The sequence below is a fragment of the Spirochaetae bacterium HGW-Spirochaetae-1 genome (assembly GCA_002839375.1).
Classification (GTDB): domain Bacteria; phylum Spirochaetota; class UBA4802; order UBA4802; family UBA5550; genus PGXY01.
Genome location: PGXY01000002.1, coordinates 501,700 through 523,742, shown reverse-complemented (window position 1 = coordinate 523,742; position 22,043 = coordinate 501,700). Strand labels below are relative to the sequence as shown.

The 22,043-nt window shown below is 44.3% G+C and carries 16 protein-coding genes; 6 read left to right on the top strand and 10 right to left on the bottom strand.

Features of this window, described 5'->3' with window-relative positions:
- The first annotated feature begins 79 nt into the window (after window positions 1–79).
- A complete protein-coding gene (locus tag CVV44_04435) occupies window positions 80–1,099 on the top strand; it encodes a hypothetical protein (protein PKL40861.1) in 1,020 nt (339 codons plus the stop codon).
- A 182-nt stretch (window positions 1,100–1,281) separates the two neighbouring features.
- Here the strand turns inward: CVV44_04435 and CVV44_04430 are convergent, their stop codons facing one another.
- From CVV44_04430 to CVV44_04420, 3 genes are read right to left on the bottom strand one after another with little or no spacing between them, the layout of a single operon-like run.
- Complete coding sequence (locus CVV44_04430) at window positions 1,282–1,707, bottom strand: hypothetical protein (protein ID PKL40860.1); 426 nt, start codon at window positions 1,705–1,707, stop codon at window positions 1,282–1,284.
- A gap of 41 nt (window positions 1,708–1,748) precedes the next feature.
- Entirely contained in the window at window positions 1,749–3,305 is a 1,557-nt protein-coding gene (locus CVV44_04425; protein ID PKL40859.1) for a hypothetical protein, read from the bottom strand.
- A gap of 30 nt (window positions 3,306–3,335) precedes the next feature.
- Window positions 3,336–6,557, bottom strand: a complete 3,222-nt coding sequence (locus CVV44_04420) for a DNA helicase UvrD (GenBank protein PKL40858.1) — start codon at window positions 6,555–6,557, stop codon at window positions 3,336–3,338.
- Between the two features lie 155 nt (window positions 6,558–6,712).
- Between CVV44_04420 and CVV44_04415 the strand changes: the two genes are divergently transcribed.
- The 3 genes from CVV44_04415 to CVV44_04405 are packed head-to-tail and all read left to right on the top strand — an operon-like array spanning window position 6,713 to window position 10,197.
- On the top strand, window positions 6,713–8,179 hold the full coding sequence (locus tag CVV44_04415) for a leucyl aminopeptidase (GenBank protein ID PKL40857.1): 1,467 nt from the start codon (window positions 6,713–6,715) through the stop codon (window positions 8,177–8,179).
- Window positions 8,180–8,183: 4 nt separating this feature from the next.
- Window positions 8,184–9,431: a tryptophan synthase subunit beta gene (trpB, locus tag CVV44_04410; protein PKL40856.1), complete on the top strand. Its 1,248-nt coding sequence runs from the start codon at window positions 8,184–8,186 to the stop codon at window positions 9,429–9,431.
- Window position 9,432: 1 nt separating this feature from the next.
- The gene (locus CVV44_04405) at window positions 9,433–10,197 is read left to right on the top strand and encodes a tryptophan synthase subunit alpha (GenBank protein ID PKL40855.1); all 765 of its coding nucleotides are present in this window, start codon (window positions 9,433–9,435) and stop codon (window positions 10,195–10,197) included.
- Between the two features lie 20 nt (window positions 10,198–10,217).
- Here the strand turns inward: CVV44_04405 and CVV44_04400 are convergent, their stop codons facing one another.
- The 4 genes from CVV44_04400 to CVV44_04385 form a co-directional block, all read right to left on the bottom strand.
- Window positions 10,218–11,138 (bottom strand): hypothetical protein, encoded by a 921-nt coding sequence (locus CVV44_04400; GenBank protein PKL40854.1) that lies wholly within the window; start codon window positions 11,136–11,138, stop codon window positions 10,218–10,220.
- Window positions 11,139–11,258: 120 nt separating this feature from the next.
- Entirely contained in the window at window positions 11,259–12,755 is a 1,497-nt protein-coding gene (locus CVV44_04395; protein ID PKL40853.1) for a hypothetical protein, read from the bottom strand.
- A gap of 755 nt (window positions 12,756–13,510) precedes the next feature.
- Entirely contained in the window at window positions 13,511–14,404 is an 894-nt protein-coding gene (locus CVV44_04390) for an ATP phosphoribosyltransferase (GenBank protein PKL40852.1), read from the bottom strand.
- Window positions 14,401–14,784 carry a phosphoribosyl-AMP cyclohydrolase gene (locus tag CVV44_04385; protein PKL40851.1) on the bottom strand — a complete coding sequence of 128 codons (384 nt, stop codon included), beginning with the start codon at window positions 14,782–14,784 and terminating at the stop codon, window positions 14,401–14,403. The genes CVV44_04390 and CVV44_04385 overlap by 4 nt, the downstream gene beginning before the upstream one ends.
- 403 nt (window positions 14,785–15,187) lie before the next feature.
- On the opposite strand from CVV44_04385, the gene CVV44_04380 reads away from it, so the two are divergent.
- Window positions 15,188–16,786: a hypothetical protein gene (locus CVV44_04380; GenBank protein PKL40850.1), complete on the top strand. Its 1,599-nt coding sequence runs from the start codon at window positions 15,188–15,190 to the stop codon at window positions 16,784–16,786.
- 29 nt (window positions 16,787–16,815) lie between these two features.
- Here the strand turns inward: CVV44_04380 and CVV44_04375 are convergent, their stop codons facing one another.
- From CVV44_04375 to CVV44_04365, 3 genes are all read right to left on the bottom strand, one after another.
- Window positions 16,816–17,883, bottom strand: coding sequence for a hypothetical protein (locus CVV44_04375; protein PKL40849.1), 1,068 nt, complete (start codon window positions 17,881–17,883; stop codon window positions 16,816–16,818).
- A gap of 125 nt (window positions 17,884–18,008) precedes the next feature.
- Window positions 18,009–18,467, bottom strand: a complete 459-nt coding sequence (locus tag CVV44_04370; protein PKL40848.1) for a hypothetical protein — start codon at window positions 18,465–18,467, stop codon at window positions 18,009–18,011.
- Window positions 18,468–18,538: 71 nt separating this feature from the next.
- A complete protein-coding gene (locus CVV44_04365) occupies window positions 18,539–18,880 on the bottom strand; it encodes a hypothetical protein (GenBank protein ID PKL40847.1) in 342 nt (113 codons plus the stop codon).
- A gap of 192 nt (window positions 18,881–19,072) precedes the next feature.
- On the opposite strand from CVV44_04365, the gene CVV44_04360 reads away from it, so the two are divergent.
- Window positions 19,073–22,033 (top strand): formate acetyltransferase, encoded by a 2,961-nt coding sequence (locus CVV44_04360; GenBank protein ID PKL40846.1) that lies wholly within the window; start codon window positions 19,073–19,075, stop codon window positions 22,031–22,033.
- The last annotated feature ends 10 nt before the right edge of the window (window positions 22,034–22,043 follow it).

The following is a 22,043-nucleotide window of genomic DNA, read 5'->3' as shown; positions in this document are numbered from 1 at the left end:
TTGTATAAAATAGCATAATTCACGGCATGGATTTACGCATAACTGCTCACCAGATAAAAAATATATATTCGGGGATACTATGAAAAAAGCATATCTAGCCTTACTTGTCGTTGCTGCATTTTTCGTCATTGAAAGCCAGTTTGGAATCATCAGCAAAGCATCGGAAAATAATATCTTCGCCAGCGATAAGCAAAAAGATCAGGCAGAACCGGTCAAATCCGCTGTATACACATATCCTGATTTCTATCGGGGAATTTATCTCAATATTGTCTCGGCTAAAAGCCTTGAAAAGCTCAAGGGCTTTGTGTCAGAATCAAAAAAGTCCAATATCAATACCTTCGTCATGGATTGTCAGAGTTCCAGATATAAGAAATGCATTGTCCCGCCGGAAAATGTTCAGTATTGCCAGGATAATAACATACATTGTATCGCCAGGATCGTCGTATTCCCCGAGGGATTGAAAACCTATCCTATTCCTGATAGCGTTATACAGGAAAAACTGGAAATCGCCGAAAGCGCATGCCAAAACGGATTCAAAGAAATCCAGTTTGACTATATCCGGTTTAATGATTCAAGCCGCCTTAGGCACCTTAAATTAAACGACCGTTATGCCTTTATTGAGGGTTTCCTGCTCAGAGCAAAAAACCATCTCAAAAAATACAACGTTAAAATTGCCGCCGATGTATTCGGAAGAATTCCCCTCAATAGCAGTGACTTGATAGGACAGCGCATGGAAGGTCTGGATAAGGTTGTAGATGTTATCTGCCCCATGGCCTATCCCTCTCATTACACCTGGAGCAAGAAGCTGCAGAATGATCCTTATCATACGGTATATATTACCTCTAAGAAAGCAGCTGAACGGACAAAAAGCGCCCAGATAGTCACTTACATCCAGGCATTTAAAATGAAACTGGGACCCAATGCCTATGATGATTATGTCCGGTATCAAATCAAAGCTGTGCATGATGCCGGTATAAAGGGGTTCATCTTCTGGAACGCAAGGCAGGACTATGTTGTCCCCATGGAAGTAGCCCGGAAGTATTATGCCGAAGAGGCACAGGTCTCGAGCAGCAAAAGCAAGGCAGATGATGCCATCTAAGTCATTTATGGGCACCTCTAAAAATAAGGTTTTTCATTAACTACAAAATGAAAAAACCTTATTTTCCCGATGTTTGTGCCCACAAGGGAACATCCAAATAATGATTTATAGAGGTTCCCTTATTAAAATCGCAGCCGACTTTGCATAAGACGGCTGCGATCATCGTATAAACCCTTCATTTTTCAATTACCAAAATCAACAATAAAACGCGCCTTTCCCTCGCTATCCGTTTCCATGACAATTGTGATAATCCTGTTGGCCGAAGCGCTAAAATAGATATAGTTGGGTTTCGGCTGTTCTATATTGTTAAGTTTTATATACTGACCCTTTTTTTCATCAAGAATCCATTTTTCCACCATGAGAAGATGACGATTGCTGCTCAGTGTTGTTTCAAAGGATTTTTCCTGCGATTCCAGGCCTGTCGTGGTCCTTCCCGACTCCACCTTGTCTATAAATACCTTATAATACGTGCGTCTGTCCATGGCTGGATCAGTAATACTCCTGTCAAGGGCGATGAATTTTACATTGTAAGCCCCGGGCTGGATAATATCGCCCCCCTGGCCATCAATACCGGGTGGTGTCTTACAGGCGGTCAGCAACACAATCATAGAGAAAAACAACAGTATACTATATCCATAAAACCTTTTCATTATTTATGCCCTCGCAGATTTATTTCATAGGGATTTTCATAATTTGCCTGCTCAGGTTCAATGATGAGATATCCCTTTCTGTCTATCATTTCAGTAAGTGTTTGTACTGAATCACCGACAACCTTCACGGACTTTAAAATATATCCCAGGGGATCGGTAACTGAAACCTTAATGACACCATCTTTAACGCCCCTGATCTCAAACTCCACTCTTCTCCTGGAATCATACTGAACCAGGAGATAATCCCTGTCATCTTTCCTGCTTATGTAGCCCCGGAGAGAATCATCGATGATAAGAGTAGCTGATTCTTTACTGTCATTGGGCTCGTTTTCCATATTCCTGATATTCTCCAGGGGTTCCACAAGCAGAGTGTATTCATTTGATGCGGTAGGAACAGGAGACTTGGAATAGACCTCGCAATAAAATTCATTCCTGATGCTCAGATTGGGATATATTTCTTTCCCGCCCGCCGGTGCGTTATTTATCTCGATCAAACGTTTCCCCTTCTGCGTGTATATAGCCAGTACAACATCACTTGTCTCGTCGGGCTGAACTTCAATGCGGTAAACGCCTGCAACAGCGCTGCCCTCGTACCGGAAAAAATCCCGATCGTCAGGCGTATTAAACCTTGCGTAGATGGAATTATTACCGATTGTATTGGCATTCTCCCGGCTATTGTTCGGTTCCAGTTCATGAGTTGAGTCGTATTCACGCGAGGACACATTCAGATAATAGGGCTTCTCATCCTGAACCTGATATCCCCTGGAGGTGATCATGATATAATATGTTCCCGAAACGGTAATACCCATACCCTTTATTTCTTCCGCCATTCCCGTGGCATTATAATCTGTCACAGCGATAGGTTCAGTATTTTCTCCGAAAAAGCTGATGATGGAGTTAACTCCAGGAACTTCGGATAGCACCACGTCGAGTAAAAGCGGTTTCTCCCCGTCAAGTTCCACCTGTATCGAATACCAGTCCTCTTCCCGGAATGGCGGATTGCCTTGTTCATTGAGCCTGTTGTAAGCGGGGCTGAAATATCCCGTTATCTCGCTGTTCATGGTCAGCGGGGTAGCCTGCATTCGATTATCATTTGGCTCGATCTCTTCGCTGAGGGAATCGCGGTAGTCTACGGTGAGAGTATAGGAAGAATCCGTAGCGCCCCTTTTACGGTCACGGTCTCCATGCTGTACTGAGATATAATACATCCCGGGCTCAGCGCAGAAATTGGCCATTCTTTCCGGGGAAGATTTTCTGTTGTCATCAACCAGCTTCATAAGTACCGGCTGATCACCGCCTTTCCAGACTGAAAAAGCATTGTTCACTCCCTTTATTCCCGAAAGGCGGATATCCAATGTCGACAGGTTATCGACTGAAAAAGAGTATAAATCAATGTCTTCGGCAGTATCAAGAAATCCCTGGACCGGTTTTTGCAGCACCAGGGGATTTGCCGTTGAGAAGGAGTTATTGCCTTCTTTTTCCGTCATTATATCCTTGCTGCACCCTTCGAAAAGAAGGGATGCCGTAATCATTATAAATGCCCCGAATAATTTCATGTAACGCACTTTCTCTCCTGAAAAGACCGATCAGAACAGCTCCAGTTGCTGCTCATCTTCTTTTTTAAAAAATATTCTTTCATTAAAATTCAACAAGTCAAGTTCAATTTTTTTTAAAAATCTGGTGGCCGGCTGTTTCAGAACACGACCTTTTATATGCCGGACATGGGCGTGGGACAGAAAAAGATTTCTTTTTGTCCTTGTGGCTCCCACATAAAACAGTCGTTCTTCTTCAAGAAGTTCTTCTTGTTCCCTGCCGCCGAAGATCGTAAAAGGAATTATTCCTTCCTCGCAGCCGGGAATAAAAACATGATTGAACTCCAGGCCCTTGGCGGCATGTATTGTCATGATAAAAACGGCATCGGCTGTTATATCCAGGTCATCAACCCCGTTCCTGATCGCCAGGGCCTGAAACAAATCCGTATAGTTTTCATACCTGCTGCAGAAGCGATTGAATTTTTTAATCTCTTCTGCAGACGCATCTCTTCGTCGTAAAGCCGTTTCCGTGACGGTAAGCATGTCCTTCTCGTTATCAATCAGCAAGCTGATTTCTTTTACAATTTCATCGGGAAAATCACTTCCTGTATTTTTATAATAGGCATGATGAAGCAGCCGTATCGTTCCGTAATAGGGTTCATTAAAGTAAAAGGGGTCCGGGCCTATTTGCTGACAGGGGATGCCATGGTTGCCGAAGGCTTCGACAATCGGTTCGAATAACAACGACGAACGACACAGAACGGCAAAGTCGGAAAAACCGCTATCGCCATCAATGGAATACCCGTCACTGACGCCGCTGTCCATGGAGAAGCTTCTGACACCGCCAATCATGGCTTCGATTGTTGAAGCGATCCATTCTGCCTCGCTCTTTTCCGTCGGAACCGATTGTATCTGGATTTTAATTCCACCGCGTTCACCGGTCATGACCTGTGTTGATCCGATTGCCTGGGAAGCTGCCGCAAGCACTGCATCGGGACAACGGAAACTCCTGGAAAGACGCAGAGTCCGAGACGAGGGAAAATCCTCACTGAAGGAACGGATGAACCGGATATCGGAGCCGCGGAATCCATAGATTGCCTGGTCCGGATCGCCGATCACAAATATATTGGGATTTTCTCCATGGGTCAGGAGGCGAACCATTTGGTATTGCCGCCGGTTTATGTCCTGGTATTCGTCTATGAGAAGCCACTGGTACCTGTTTCTGTATTTTGCGCAGACGTCTTCATCTTCCGACAGGAGCAGGACCGGCAGATGAATAAGATCATCGAGATCAAAGGAGTTCCTCTTAATCAACTCCTTTTCATATTCATCGAGGATGTCGGCCGAATTGATATCATCGGTAATACCCTGTTTGTATCTGCTTATGCCGCTTATTATTTTGCCGGTCTCTCTTTTATTCCCGCAGATTGTATTGATTATCTGCTCTGTCCTCTTTCCGTCAATTACGTCAAAACCGGCGTCCCGATTAAAACGTGAACAGTGCTTCCTTAAAATTGACAGACCCAGAGAATGGAATGTCATAATTTCAGGATAGGGGGGATCCAGTGATTTCCTCAGCCTGTCCCGAATTTCCCGGGCGGCATTGTTGGTGAATGTAACAGCAAGGACATTCTCAGGATGAGCCTCGCCGCTTTTAATAAGGCGGGATATCCTCTCCGTGAGTATCCTTGTTTTTCCTGAACCGGGACCGGCAATAACCATGCAGGGACCGCTGCCGTGCCGTATCCCCATACGCTGCTCTTCGGTAAACGAGTCTGCCGGTTGACTTTCGAGTTTTTTTCCATCGGTCACCGGTATGTATTCAGAAATGTTTCTCATGGGAGCAAGGGCTTTGAAGGCCGATATATCAAATTTTACAGACCACTGATCGGGATATGCCTCTGCTTTACCGACATGTTCAGGAAGGCTGGCCGGGAAAAGACCACGTCCCTCGAACATTTCATTTTCTCCTTTCCGGAACACGCGGATTCTGCCGAATTCACCGTCGAATCCTTCTTCGATGATAACTTCACCACGACGTATCCTGGCAATTCCTTCCGCCATGATTTCAGAGCTGTTTTCCCGTATCTCTTCAATATCGGCAAAAAGCAGACAGTAAAATTCCGAACCTGTGGACCGTATCAGGTTGAAATACTCCCTCTGTACCGCCTGAGCGCCGCTGTTTTTAATGTTAAGTATTTCGGCAATGAGATCGGAAAGCTGTGTAATGCTGTAATACATTCTTTTCTCCGACGCCGTGGATATATCGGTCCGGTCAGCAAGTTCCGCCATTCGGTAGAGGACTCCCTTCGTTACCTCCCGGCCGCAGACCGGACATATCCCCCTGTGTTTTATGGTCTCCAGGGGGTCCCAGCATATCCCGCATTTCCGATGTCCGTCATAGTGATACTTTCCCTCCTGGGGATAGAACTCGATCGTTCCCTCAAATCCGCTGTCTCCCCTGAGAGCATCATACACGCCGCGATAACTCTGTTCGCAGTCGAATAAATTCGCTTCACGACCCAGCTTGTCCGGAGAATGGGCATCGGAATTTGATACGAGTTTGAACCTGTCGAGAAACGAACATGTCCAGTTCATGGCAGGGTCCGACGAGAGTCCGGTTTCTACGGCAAAAATATTGCCGGTGAGATCCTCATAGCATTCCTCAAGCCGGTCGAATCCCGACTTCGACCCCAGAACGGAAAACCACGGGGTCCAGATATGGGCGGGTATAAGGAAAGAGGTCTGTGAGGCGTTCAGCACCATATCCAGAAGTATTTTTGAATCGAGACCCAGGATGGGCCGTCCGTCCGATGTTATGTTTCCCAGTTTGTCCAGCCTGGCCTGAACTGCCAGTGCCGAATTAAAGTCGGAAAATACGCATACGTTATGTACTTTCCGTACACGACCGTCCTTTTTATAAATACTGCTGATTTCACCGGTAAGCATAAAATATATGTCGCCGGGCAGAATGGACGATGCCAGTGCTTTTGACTCATGAAGCCGATACTGGTCTTTGAGCCGGTAAAAACCGTTTCCAGCCGGTTCAAGTTTATCTCTCAATTCTTTAAGCCAGCCGGGGTGAATGCAATCACCGGTCCCCAGCACATTTATACCCTTGATGCGTGCCCACAATTCCAGGTACTCGGGAATGAGCCTCCTGCTGGTTGCAATGGAAAAATGGGAATGAATGTGAAAATCCGTGATAAATTTCACTGTGCACCTTTTATACGGGAATACAATGCTTTTTCCTGATAAACAATTCCCGGGAATCATTCATATCCCATGCATTCAATTACGTCAAAAATTTTTTTATTCAATTGAAATATTTACAGATTCTTTCGTGCTATTATTCTTGACATCATCACTTTCATGTTTAGTGGTGAACACATCCTGTTTTGCGGGATATCATTATTTACCTGGAGTCCTTCATGAAATTGACGGTTGAAAAATCAGCCCGGATCTATAAAACGACCGATACTTACGCTCTTTTTGTCACGGAAGAACAGAATGGTTCAGTCGCCTCATTACTGCCCGCAGGCATACAAAAAGCTGCAAACACCATTGATCTCAGCGTATTTAAAGGGAAACAGGGGGATATGCTTTTTGTTCCCCTGAGCGGAGCACCGTCTCTCATTATCTGCGGCCTGGGGAAAGAGCAGGATATCACCGGTGAATCCCTGCGGATTTCTTCAGGTAATGTTACATCCCTGTGCAGAAACCAGAAAATCAGCACTATTCATATCATCATACCGGTCATTAAAAAACTTACTGATGAGACAACACTGAGATCCCTTGCTGAAGGTGTCACCCTCAGCAACTATTCATTTTCCAAATTCAAAACCAAAAATGACGAGAAACCCCTTCTTGCACATGCCTCCTTCTGCAGCGACAATAAAGAAGCTGCATCAATCCTGAAGGAAGTAGAAATTATATCAGGCAACACGCTCCTGTGCCGCGACCTTGTAAATGATACAACATATAACAGTGATCCCCAGGGTATAGCAAAACTTGCGGAAGGCATGGTCTCTCTGAAGGATGTTTCCTGCACAATCTACGGGAAAGCGGAACTGAAAAAGATGAAGATGGGTCTTCTTCTGGCCGTAAACCAGGGAAGCAAAAAAGAACCTCGCCTCATTGTCCTTACATACAGGGGCGCACCCGCGGAAAAAAAATCAATCGCCCTGATAGGTAAAGGCATCACCTTTGACTCCGGTGGCATGAACCTCAAGCCTTCCGGCTCCATCGAGACCATGAGAATGGATATGGCCGGTGCCGCAGCTGTTCTCTTTGCCTTTAAATCAGCCGTTGAATTGAAAATAAGAAAAAATATCCATGCCGTAATACCGCTCACGGAGAACATGCTCAGCAGCGATGCATACCGGCCCGGAGATGTTTTCACCGCCTATAATGGACAGACCGTGGAAATCGGCAATACCGACGCCGAAGGGCGCCTCATACTTGCCGATGCACTGAGCTTCACGGAAAAAACCCTGAAGCCCGAGTACATCATAGATCTTGCCACACTAACCGGCGCATGTGTCGTTACTTTCGGAGAAATAACGGCCGCCCTGCTGTCCAACGATGAAGAACTGACGGAAAAAATACGAAAGGCCGGCGAGGATACGGGTGAAAAAATCTGGCCGCTGCCGCTTTACAACGAGTACGAAGAAAATCTTAAATCCGATACGGCCGATATCTGCAATATACCCGGTGAAAAAAACGCCGGGACGATACACGGGGCCACCTTCCTGAAAAATTTCATTCAGGACACCAAATGGGCGCACCTGGATATAGCCGGGACGGCATGGTATTCCAAGCCGAGGGGGTATCGTCCCAAAAACGCCACGGGTTACGGTGTAAGAATTCTCGTAAATCTGCTCCGGAACTGGAAATAATCCAATGAAAAGAAAGCTCATAGTAAATCCTTTCAAGACCGGCGGCCATTTCGGTGTCTATGGCGGAAGATATGTTCCTGAAATGCTCATCCCTCCCCTTGAAGAACTGGAAAAAGCCTACCTGGAAGCACGAAGCGATAAAAGTTTCATGGAAGAATATCATCACGTGCTTAAAACTTTTTCCGGCAGACCCACTCCACTTTATTATGCAGAAAATCTCACTAAAAAGCTGAAGGGTGGTAAAATCTATCTGAAACTTGAAGGCCTGGGACAAACGGGTTCGCATAAAATAAACAATGCCATCGGCCAGGCTCTGCTGGCGAAACGGATGGGAAAAAAAAGACTCATTGCCGAGACAGGAGCCGGCCAGCACGGATTCGCCACGGCTACCGTTGCAGCGAAGTTCGGCTTTGAGTGCGAAATATTCATGGGGCTGAAGGATATAAAGCGCCAGCGCCCCAATGTTTTCTGGATGCAGCAGTTGGGGGCCACGGTGACGCCGGTAACCACGGGCAGCATGACGCTGAAAGATGCGGTCAACGAATCGATCCGGAACTGGATCGAAACCATGGAAACAACACACCTCCTTGTAGGATCGGCCCTGAGCGCCCATCCCTACCCGGTCATTGTGCGTGAGTTTCAGTCCGTCATCGGCAAAGAAGTGAAAAAGCAGATCATGGAATATGAAGGGAGGAATCCCGACTACCTCATTGCCTGCGTCGGCGGCGGAAGTAATGCTATCGGACTTTTTTTCCCCTTCCTGGAAGATGAAGCAGTTGCAATGATAGGCGTGGAAGCGGGAGGTCTGGGCATCAATTCCGGAAAGCATGCCGTCCGCTTCAAGGGCGGCAAAGAGGGCATTATCGAAGGATACCGCTCTGTTTTTCTCCAGAACCACGACGGCCAGACCCTTCCCACATATTCCGTAGCGGCGGGCCTCGACTATCCCGGAATAGGGCCCGAACACGCCTATCTTCACAGCCTGGGACGGGTTGAATACCAGTCCGTCACGGACAAAGAGGTACTGGAAGCCCTGAAGACCCTTGTTTCCACCGAAGGAATCATCCCGGCCCTGGAATCTTCCCACGCCGTTGCCCGGGGAATCGCCGTTGCGAAAAATTCCCGCAAAGACGCAATAATCGTCATCAATATTTCGGGACGCGGTGATAAAGATATCTTCATCATTGCCGAAGCCCTCAAAGACAGGGAATGGATCGAATTCCTGAAATCAAAAGTGGAAGAAGGATACTGAAATGAAAGAACGACCAGGTATCATGACCCACATCGTGGCCGGTTATCCTTCTTTTGATGATAATCGAAAACTCATCGGCGCCATGGCCCGGGCAGGAGTTGCGTATATCGAAATACAGATTCCCTTTTCCGATCCCGTTGCCGACGGCCCCACCATCCTCCACGCCAACCAGTCGTCACTGAACAACGGGACAACGGTAAAAGATTGTCTTGATTTTGCGCGGGATATGGCCGGCCAGTATCAGAACGTTACATTTCTCTTCATGTCATACTACAATATTCTGTTTAATTACGGTGTTGAGAATTTTATCGGTCAGGCTGCCCGATGCGGCATGTACGGCCTTATCGTTCCCGACATCCCCCTTGAGGAAGATGGCGGACTGTATTACCGTTCCTGCCTGGAGAAGGGAATAAAACCGGTCTATGTCATCTCTCCCACAACGTCACGTGAAAGGCTTGCTCTGATCGGACACTATGCCGGCGGTTTCATTTACTGTACATCACGAATAGGTATAACGGGTAACGCGAAGGATATTAATAAGAAGCTGGGCGCATACGTGAAGACGGTTAAAAAAATAACGGGAATGCCCGTAGCTGTAGGTTTCGGCATTGATTCCGCTCAGAAGGCCCTTGAGATCGGCCGATTTGCCGACATAATAGTAATCGGCAGCAAAGTACTCAGGATAATGGAGCAGGAACCCCAGGCGTATGAAAAAGCAGTATATACCTTTCTTCATGATATCAGCACGGCTCTGTCCCAATCCTGATAGCAGATCGATATACCCAATCACGATGAAGATGAATACAGAATTTTCCCGGAATTGCTGAAATCATAATCTCCAAGGGGCTTTACCCTGCCGCGAAAATCGTCGGAGTTCAGTGTATCAATAAAGGCCTGTACTCCCTGGTTGAAAAAAGTTTCCTGTGAAACCACCATGTCGTAGCTTTCCTTCACCAGTGGAACAAAACTGAGCCCGAACATCTTAGCTGCAGCGATAGTGGCAACACCCGCATTGGCCTTCCCTGAAAAAATGGTAAGCCCCACCTCGGTATGCGTATATACCTCGTTATCGTACCCGTTTATCTTATGCTGATCAATGGATCTTTTATTGAGATTATAGTCGAGGAAATGCCTTGTTCCCGATCCCTTCTGCCTGTTAATAAACTTAACCTGCCGATCGGTAAGGTCTTCAAAAGACTGTACTTTCCCTGCTAAGTCCGGCGCGAGAAGAAAACCCTGTTCTCGGTAAAAGAGGTGCACCACGGCGATTTTTTTCTCGGGGAAATATGATTTAATATATGGAATATTATATGTCCCCGATTCCTGGTCATAGAGATGGCACCAGACAATATCGACATTATTCTTTGCCAGCAGATCAAGCCCATTCAAGCTCCCTGTATTGCAGTGAAATATAAGAAATTCTTCGTGTTTTCCCTTCATCGAACTGAGCAGTATATCCAGAATGGGGTCATTACTTCCTGCCGAGAGAAGCATGTCCCGGCGTCCTTCCGTCTCAGTAATGCCTCCCTCTACACCGAACCTGGATTGATCATTTATCCAGTTATCAATGAGATGTTTTGGAAATAGCCACTTTCCCGTAACCCGCGTACAGGGGATTCTCTTTGCTTTGATCAGGGCATACACCTGTTTTTCATGTATTCCCAGGTATTCAGCTATTTCCTTTGTATTCATCAATTGATCTGACATGGCAACCTCGTATAAATGAGTTGGTAACAATTGCGTATGACATTTTTAATTTTTATAAAACAGTAACTGTCCCTGTAAATTCAATCCCATCATTACCGGCATTCCTTGTAATGAGGTGGATCAATCGACGGCAGATGATTTATTCTCATTTTCGCTAATTCCTGTTTTTAAGAAAGAACCGGTGATTGCCAGAACAACAAATACCGCAACAACCGGTCCCCAGACGTGCAGCGTGGCTAGCAGAAATATTCTCTTCATATATATCTGAACGAAAGGACTCGCAAATAAATCGGGGAGAATATTATTGATGTTGAAGGCCATGCCTGCCATAATTACACCAAGACCAATCATTAAAACACCTGGATAAATGAAAATTCTTTTCAAACTACGAATCTTTCTTTCTCTCTCTGCGGATGAAAAAATAATGAAAAGAATCATACACAGTGCTAATACAGGTAGTCCCACAGCGGCATATTTCCCCCACGTCAATACTTTCATTAATACTTCCATCTTTTCAGCGCTTGTTCCCGAAAGTTCGATCTTTTCCATGGCAATGATTCCGTTGTCAATCGTTAAGCGGGCTTTTTTTAAATAGGAGCGACTGAATCTCTCGGCCAGTCCTGAGTCGGAAAATCTGAAAAGATTTGCAAGCAGTGTTCTATTTTTCAGGTTTTCGAGTTCATCTATTTTATCAACGAAAACTTCACTCAGCAGATGCCTTTTCTGCGGGATCCCGTTTTTCTCGTCCTCAACCCACAGGCTTATCTCAAAACCCGGAATCCGTACTTTCAATGTATCCTGCAAGCCCTGACCGGAAAGATTGAGCCCATCGCGATACACGTTGCCATTCTCGACCTGTTTTTCATAATGGGTCATGAAATAGAGAAACTTTTCAATTTCCCTTTTAACCGGCACCGATATAAACCTTTGGTTTAATTCCTCGGTGAGCGGCGGGCTGATGATCTCTATATCGGAATATATCTTCCCCATGAAGCTGTTTTTATGAGACTTGATGATGTCCTGCGCCTCCTCTTCCTTATCCTCCATGGTATCCATGGCATCATCAAAGGCGTCTTCCGCATCGGAAAATTCATCCCGGGCACGTTCAATTTCATCTTCATTCTGATCGCGATACTTTTCAATTGCATCAATCTTTATATCCAATTGCTGCAGTTCATCATCCTTATATTGCTTAAATTCATTTTCGTTATTGAATATCCCGGGAGCCTTTTTCCAGGAAAGGCGGGCCAGTTCCTTCCTCTGTTTTTTCAGTGTGTCATATTCCGTGACTTTTTGTATTGCATTCACATGGGCCTGTTTACTATCGTAATCAGCTTTTATTCTTTTAAACTCGACCTTATATTCTTCCAGATGAACTTTCTGTTCAATCTCTTCTTTTATCTGCTCCTCCATCTGCCAGTTTTTTGCATGGATAAATGTTTCCACGAGCCTGGCATTTTTCAGAAGGCTTACATACGGCAAACTACTCGTGAGCACGGCATACATGATCGTAAAAAGGATAAACAGAGGCACCAGGATGAGGGCGAATAAAGAAATAACTGAGAAGAATAAATTTCTGTTTTTTATTTGCGGAGTCTCTTCAGGTTTTGAGTTCATTAATATCTATTTCCCTTATTGATATTTTAACAATTATTACTGTTCTACAAATTGAATTTTCAGGCAATCACTTTTTACCTTATTGAGACTGGTATCAACAAGGTTTTTTATTAGGGGAACTAAAAAAATACGGTTATTTCGGTCGTTACACTCACCCGGCATCATTCTTATGATGACTTATTATGATTCTTTTATAATTTTTTTGTTTTTAAAAAAAAATGCTCGCTTTTTCGGATCAAAATTGTCTAAATTATATATAGATTCATTGATTTGTTTACTTAACATTTTCTTGAATATTGCAAACTGGGAAAATGTTTATATTATAATAGGGAGGTACAGATGTCACTAATCAGTTATCGAGTAAAGGAAAATGCTAAAAAATGTAACGATTGTGCGATCATGAAAATGAGAAACAACATCGACTCCAGAGGAGTCCTTAACGAACAGGCTCAGATCGTTGCAGAAGGTGTTGTCAGAATCAGCTGTAATGTTTGTCCCTTTGCAATGGATTTTGAAAAAATCTATGGCAAAAAGCCCTATCAAATGTATCCGGGCATATCATAACAGCACGATTATATACCTGGAATAAAATTGCCAACTGATATTTTGTCTTCATGAGAAAAACTGTATCAGATAGAAATTATCCGATACAGTTTTTTATTTTTCATAATGTTTAACATCCCTTTGCTAACATCATCGGTAGAGTTATCATTGCACAAAATAAAGTTTGTCTTTACCTGCTTTCAGTGTGATGACTACATTATATCATTTTTATTGACCACTTTATTCAGCGGATATTCGATGATTCCATCAGCACCCGCTTCAATGAGCAGCGGTATTATTTCTCTTACAACATCTTCGTTAATTACTGATTCGACGGAAAGCCACTGAGATTTATAGAGCTGTGAAACCGTGGGAGCTGTCAGGCTGGGAATAATGCCCACGACCTTTTCTATCTTATCCTCGGGAACATTCATTTTAATTCCCACCAGCTTCCCGGCATTAAGGGCTCCCCTGAGAAGAAGGGCTATCTGCTTGATTTTGTTGCTCTTCCACTCATCCTGCATACTCGCTTTATTAGCTATAAGCTTAGTATTCGTTTCCAGCAGGGTGTGTATTATTTTCAATCCATGAGCCTTGATAGTTGACCCGGTTTCCGTTACTTCCACAATGGCATCAACAAGTCCTTCCACGACTTTTGCCTCCGTGGCCCCCCAGGAAAATTCTACATTAACCGGGATATTTCTCTCCTGAAAATATTTTGAGGTGAAATTGACCAGCTCGGTGGAGATAGTTTTACCGGCACAATCCTCAAGCTTTGATATGGATGAATCATCAGGAACAGCCAGGACCCATTTAGCCTTTCTTGTCGATACCTTGGAATATATGAGATCCGATATTGTCTCTACATCAGCCTCATTCTCGAGAATCCAGTCAAGTCCGGTAAGCCCCACATCCAGGACTCCGCTGTCGACATATCGGGCCATCTCCTGGGCCCTGATCAACGAGCACGATATATCAATGTCATCGATGGACGGGAAATAATTCCTCGAAGAAACTGAGATATTCCATCCCGCCTTATTAAAAAGCTCCATTGTGGATTTTTCCAGGCTCCCCTTGGGAATACCCAATTTTATCTGCTTTTTCATTTTTTTTCTCCATATACATCGGCAGGATCAAAGACCCGCACGCCGTCCACTTTCAATACATTGCCTTCGACGACGCGGAAAAAACAGCTTTTGTATCCTTCATGACATGCCGCATCACCAACCTGGTTTACCTTAATAACCAGCGTATCATCATCACAATCGACCCGGATTTCCTTTACTTCCTGCATATTGCCCGAGGATTCTCCCTTCTTCCACAATTTATTCCTTGAGCGACTCCAATAATGAACGATCCCGGTTTTCAATGTAAGCTCCCAGGCCTCTCTGTTCATGTAGGCCAGCATGAGTACCTCATTAGTCCTGTAATCCTGGGCTATTACCGGAACCATTCCTCCCTGTTTATCAAAATCCAGCTGTATCATATGATTACCCCGCATCTCCTCAAATAGTATGTATCAGGTCCGGCCATTCTATTCCGAAATTTGAATAGAATAACAAAAAAATGCAGAGACCCGATTTTTTTCAAGTAATAATTTTTTCGTATCTATAATATAATCAGCATTATTTTGTGCCTGATCAAATTAAACTTGTTATGTGCAGCCAGGGGGTTTATTCACAACAATAAACCTTGTTCATTGATATAAATTCAATTCTTTTATGTATATTAAATTTTTATGTGTATATTTTTAATATATTATTTTGATATTATTTAATTGTTATCATACATACTTTCGATAATGAATTAGGGATCGGTATATCATAAGTTAATTTTCCCTTTTCTAAATTTGCACGATCAACTTCTCCATCAGGTATCAGGAGTATAATATGAATCAAATTCCAGAGAACATTGAATCCCGGAAACACAAAGGTGATAGTATGTGGGTAAAAATCAGGCATTATTTTACCGCAAATCTTCGAGACACATCCATGATTGTCAGACGGAAAGCCATTCTCCTGACGTACATGAACATTGCTGTAATACTCCTCGTAATCCCCGTACCGCCCGTTGTATACCAGATTCGTGGAGATATTTTGAGACCGCTCAGCCTGGCTATTCCTCCCCTGTTGGGATCTTCACTGAGCCTGTTATTCCTTCGGGTCGGTCGATACTATCTTGCGGCAAATATAACAAGCCTCGCAACGGCCATCACCGTTATTGTTGGAATAGTCTTTCAGATGGTACAGACCCCCCTCATGGGATTTTCTTCAATGATATATCTGGCTCCGGCCATTATTATTTTTTCAGCCCTTTTCTGCGCCAGCATGTGGACCAGCATCCTTTCTGGCGCCTTCATAATCACGGATATTTTCCTCTTCATTGCCATAAAAAATATGGGCCTCATAGACAATCATGTAGCCCAGACCGGCATGGTTGACAGCCTCCTCACCATCATGCTCACTTTCGCCCTTGCCCTGCTCATAACAAAATTGAGCAAAGATGCAATTAATGATGTGAAGGACGAATCGGAGAAAAATTTAAACCAGTACGTGAAAATAAAAGACCTCCTGCAGTCAGTAAGCGAGATATCCCTTGATCTCCACAAATCTTCTGAACAGATGTCAAGGGCAACTGAAACATTTTCCGAGAACACCCAGAGTCAGGCAGCATCAGCTGAGGAGATAACATCTGCCGTTGAAGAAGTGCATGCCACCATGGATCTTCAGGCTTCCAACGTGGATGAACAGTTCACCAGTCAGGGAATACTCATGGATAAAATGAAGCAGCTCTCCGACTCGATAAATGACATGCATTCCATGATTGAAACAGCCATGCTTTTATCCGATGAAACATCCAAAAAATCCCTCACAGGCGAAAAATCACTGGATCTTATGCATCAGACCATCAATGCCATGAATGACCGGGCAAAACAGATGACCACTGTTGTCGATGTTATCAATGGGATTTCCGACCAGATATCTCTTCTTTCGCTTAACGCGGCGATTGAAGCTGCACGCGCCGGGGACGCGGGGCGAGGTTTTGCCGTAGTGGCCGATGAAATCTCAAAGCTTGCCATTAAAACCGGAGACAGTCTCAAGGAAATTTCCTTGCTGATCAATGCAACGGAACAGGAGATTTTTCAGGGACTTACCAACGTTCAGGACACAGTCCGCATCATGAGAGAAACGATTCAGAATATAAATACAATCAGCGACAGTATGAGCCGTATCAATGGCCTCATGACCATCCAGTTCGAACTCAATGCAATAGTCGGAGAACATTCAGTGAATGTAAAAAACAAGTCAGAGGAGATAAACATTTCTACGCGGGAACAACAGACTGCCATTTCTGAAGTTTCAAAATCCATCGGCACCATAAATGAAGCCACACAGTCAATCGCCTCGGCGGCTATGCAGCTTTCTGATACATCAAAGGATGTCACTACCATGGCGGAAAAATTAAAAAGCAAGATCAGTATATTCTGACCTTTACATGACGTGTAATTTGTTTGTTGTTAAAGCCGGCCCAGTTTTTCCAGGCGATACCTCAACGTGTTAAAGGACTTGTCCGCCTGCTTTTTAACGTTGGAATTTTTATCCTTCATTGCCCGCTCAAGGAATGGAAGTGATGACGCATCGACCAGTTTTTCCAGTGACAGCACCGCTTCCATGCGTACGTCCCAGTACTTATCATCAAGCATTTTCCCCACATCCTCAATGCAGGAACGGTCCCGCAAACTGCCTATGGATGTAATTGCCTCTATTCTCACTGACTTGAATTCATCACTGAGAGCCCTTTTCAGAAGAGGAAGGCCGAAGGTCATCTTATTTTTACCGATACTGCGGATAGTTTCCTGTCGCTGCGCACTGCTCTGGCTCATCTTTTTTGCCAATATCATGAAGGGTGCATCACCAAGGGCCTCTTTAGCCCGGTCCGATTCCACCATTTTCAGTGCTTCGAGAGCTGCGTTTCTTACATCGTTGTTGTTGTCCATCAGTGTCCCGATGATATGATCGACAGTATCATCAGTGCCAATCATTCCCAGAGCCTTGACGGCTTCTTTCCGTATTTTAAAATGGGTGTCGCTGAGTTTTTCTACGATATATGGAATCGCATGAGTAAGTTTCATCTTCCCTATGGTCCGCATAGACTCAAACTGCACCATCATCTTCTTGTCATTGAGGGCCTGTACAAGTATCCTGGAAATAATTTCCGATGAGTTGGCAAGGTTCTCCTTTTTATCAGCAAGGATGCGGAGGAGTTCTATTTTTTCATTGGGAGTGCCATTAACGATTATGGTACGCAGACCGCTGATAATATTTTCATCACCAATCTGAGCAAATTTCAGCAGGGCGAGTGTTCTTACGCGCGAATCGGGGTCGTTAATCAGCTGTTTTAGCTCCTCCACCACCTCGGCGTTTTGTGAAAATGGTGAAAGAGCTGCAAATGCCCTGGAACGTATTTCCGGCCTAGTATGTTTCAGGCATTTTATAAGTTCCTTGATATCCTTGTTTCTTTTCAGTCTCTCTATATCTGGAGTAAAAAGGCCGAGCATTGTTATTCCTCCCGGAGTTGCCTGCATGCTATAGAACAATCATCATAATAACATGAAAGATTATTACGATCAACTATTAATAAATATACCATGAATTATTCATGAACATTATTTTAAAGAGCTTTAAAAAATCCACAAATAAATTAAAATTTTTATAAATGTTTATACATGATAAAATTGATTATTCTGGCTATAAAATAGGCTCCCGCAATAAGGAAAAAAGGAATAGAACCAAAAAAAAGCACTATTTCCGCCGGCTTAACTACAGTACCGTGAAGCACTTTTTTCCCAAAAAAATTCAGATGATAATGTTCCGGCAATTTGGATCGTTTGTAAATATTTCTGAATATGGAGATTTTCATGAGAAGCAGCATTGTCATGATAACTCCCGACAATGCCCATACAAGGATAGTCATATCCAGATCGCGTATGAGCTCCGGTTTCGTGAGTGCTATGACAATAAGAATGCCGGCAATGATAAAATTGGAGAAGATTGTTATGATGAATCCTTTGTAGTATACGTTTTCTCTTTTGATAATATACTTGAGAATAAAATTAATATGCACCAGGAAGGAAATGAGAAGCAATGAAACGAGGAGTACAATCAGCATTAATGGTTACTTGCGTCCTTATCCTGTAATTTGATGAACAAAATGCACAATAAATGCTACTCTACCGAGGATTATCTTTCAAGATTAATAATCACGTCTCCATTCGCACGCATAAAGACATCGAGTATCGGTGTTTTTTCACTAAGATGATTATTTATAATTTTAAGAAAGGTCTCCAGCCAGTTTTTCGAAGAAACAGCTATATCTTCCAAAAGTTCCCGATGCTGGATTAAAAAGGCTTCATAAATCCGGCGGCAGATTAGTTCAGCCCCTTCAGTTTGTTTCCAGAAATCCCGGAATAGATGCGTCTGGTTGTTATAACGAACGAATAATTGCATATCCTCCAGGTAGAATTCCAGGGTGATCGTTTTTACTTGGTCTTCACTGAATGGATGAACTGAATTACTTTCCATATTCCTGTATAAATAACAAGTCTCTACCCTGATATACACTAATGTTTTTAGCCTAGTATATTGAAACGAAATAGCAAGAAAAAAAAACTTTAAATCTCAGTTATAATTCAGTAAAAACCTTGACTTTTAAATTAACAGTGTTAAATTAACAATGTTTATGGCTCGTATTATTCAAGAAACGGAGAACATCAAATGAACATGATAATATTTCTATTACTGTATACTATGGCCTTCGTTTTTAATAAAAACAAGCGATTTAATACCTATCTTCAACACTGTGAAGGATGGTATAATTTCACTATCGGTTTTAAAACTGAAACGGGCAGCGTGGACAGGGCAATATCGTTCAAAGGAGGCCGGGTTTTTGTTCATAAAACCACTCCTGAAGCTGCCGAGGTTATTCTCCGGTTCAGCACTAATAAAACATTATGGGAAATGCTTCTTATAACTCCCAATGAAATGCTCAGCCTGATATTGAATAATAAAATGATTCTCGACGGCAATATTGCATACCTGCAACTTTTCAATTATTACGTTTCTCTTCTGCTGGGGAAAGTCCATGGCAAAATGCTCACTGTTAAAAATAAAAAATATATCAAAGATAAAAAACAACTAAAAGGCCATGCCAATACTGATTACAGTTCAAGAATGAAAGAAAGGAGCCGGAATCCCCTGAAGGCCGGTTCAATAGACCGTAACGTAAAATACCTGAACGATCCCTACCTGGGTGAATACACCCTTGCTGATTTCCCCCGACTTGAAAGAATGCTGGAAAAACATTTCACCGCTAAACCCGTCGTTTGCATTGAACGCCCCAGGCTCCTGACAGAATGGTTCAGGGAACATGGATTTGAAACCGATAAGGAAGAACATTGCTGGATCCCGGTGCTTCGGCAGGCCATGGCCTTCAAGCACCTCATGGATAAAAAAAAACCCGTCATAGCGGAAGGATCAATCCTGGCCGGGACCACCACGTCGAAAGAACCGGCAGGCGTCCTTCTTTATCCCGACGCCCATGCCGGCATGTTATGGGGCGAGCTGAACTCCCTTGAACACCGCACTCTCAATCCCTACAGCATATCACCTGAAGATGCCCTCACGCTTCACCGGGATATTTTTCCCTTCTGGATACATCGTAACTTCAAGGAATATGTTCGAAGTAATAACGATTATCCCCTGTGTATGAAAATCGAAGAACGGTGGGTGTATTATTTCGTGTGGAAATCCGTGGGAATATCCCACACCATCCCGGACTATCCATCCATTCTTGGCAGAGGCACAACAGGAATCATCAAGGAAATCGATGAACGCCTGGGTTCTCTGGACAGAAAAACGGACATGGACAAAATAAACAGTCTAACAGCCATGAAAATCACGCTTGAAGGCCTCAATATATATGCTTCTAATCTGGCCGGTGAAGCGCGCCGCAGAGCTGCCCTGGAAGATGACACGTCACGACGTGATGAACTGGTGGAGATAGCCGATATCTGTGACAGGGTGCCGCGCAATCCTGCCGCTACGCTTCATGAGGCCTTCCAGGTGATCTGGATTGTCTGGATTGCCCTGCATATGGAGAACACTAACACGGGGCTTTCCATGGGACGCCTCGATCAATGGCTCAATCCTTATTTCATCAATGATATGCAGGAAATTTCATCAGGGGAAAAAAGACAATCGTATATAAAAAAAGCCATTGAACTGACGGGATGTCTTCTTATGCGCGGCACCGATCATCTTCCCACGGTGCCCGATATCGGCAACTATCTCTTCGGCGGCAGTTCTTCCGATCAGGCCGTCACGCTGGGAGGAATAACTCCCGGTGGAGACGATGGTGTCAATGATATGACATATATTTTCCTGAAAGCCACGGAGATGCTTTCCATCCGGGATCCCAATATAAATGCCCGGTTTCATCCCGGCACAAACAGTGATACCTATCTGAAACGTCTCTGTGAAGTTAATTATACCACTGCCGCCACGCCGTCCATGCATAATGACAGCGCCGTTTTTCTGTCACTTGCGGACAAGGGTTACGAAGAGCGGCATATTCATGACTGGTCGGCCACGGGCTGCGTTGAACCCACACTTTCGGGCCGACACATGGGACACACGGGATCCATACTCATGAACATGGTATCGGCACTGGAAATGGCCCTCAATAACGGCAGACATCCCCACATGAATCAGCAGTTTGGACCTGAAACGGGGGACATTGAAAAGGACCAATTTCCTGATTTCGAAGATTTTTTTCGAGCCTTTACGGAGCAACAACGGTTTCTCATAGACCAGTCAGTCATGTTGAATAATCTCCTGGCGCAGGCCCATGCAGTACTCAGGCCCACCCCTTTTCTCAGCTCACTCATTGACGGTGCAATCGAAAACGGTATCGATGTTACCCGGGGAGGTGCACGGTATAATTCTTCAGGTACATCCAATATCGGACTTGCCGATGTGACTGATTCCATGATGGTAATAAAAAAACTCATATATGATGAAAAGGCTGTTTCTTTCCGGGAACTGAAGAAAGCCATAGATTCGGATTTTTCCCGCAATCCAGCCCTCATGAGTATTGTACGGCGAAAAGTTCCCCTCTTCGGGTCAGGAGACCGGGAAGCCATGGAGATGGCGCAGCGGATAGCATCCTTCATACATGAAGCCTGGAGTACACACACCAATTTCCGCGGCGGGCCCTATACGGCCGGATTCTGGTCCATGTCTCAGCATGTGGCATACGGAACACTTTCAGGAACTCTGCCATCGGGACGTCTCGACGGCAGGGCTTTTACACCGGGTCTTACCCCGCAGCCCGGAGCGTCGAAAAATTTTCTGGATAATATACATGACGTGGCGCAGCTGATTCCGGGAAGCATGGATAATAATATCGCCTTCAACGTAAAGCTGTCTCCCGACGTTCGTGACACGCGTGAAGAAATCGTCAATGCCATGCACTCCTATGTCCGGACATATTTTGACCTGGGAGGCATGCAGATGCAGTTCAACGTAATTAATTCCGACACGCTGAGAGACGCCATGGCCAATCCTGAAAAATATCAGAATCTCCTGGTTCGCATTTCAGGATATAACGCATATTTTGTAACGCTTAACCGGGAAATGCAGATGGAATTGATAGAGAGGACCGAATTCGGTCTGTAACGGCGGTATT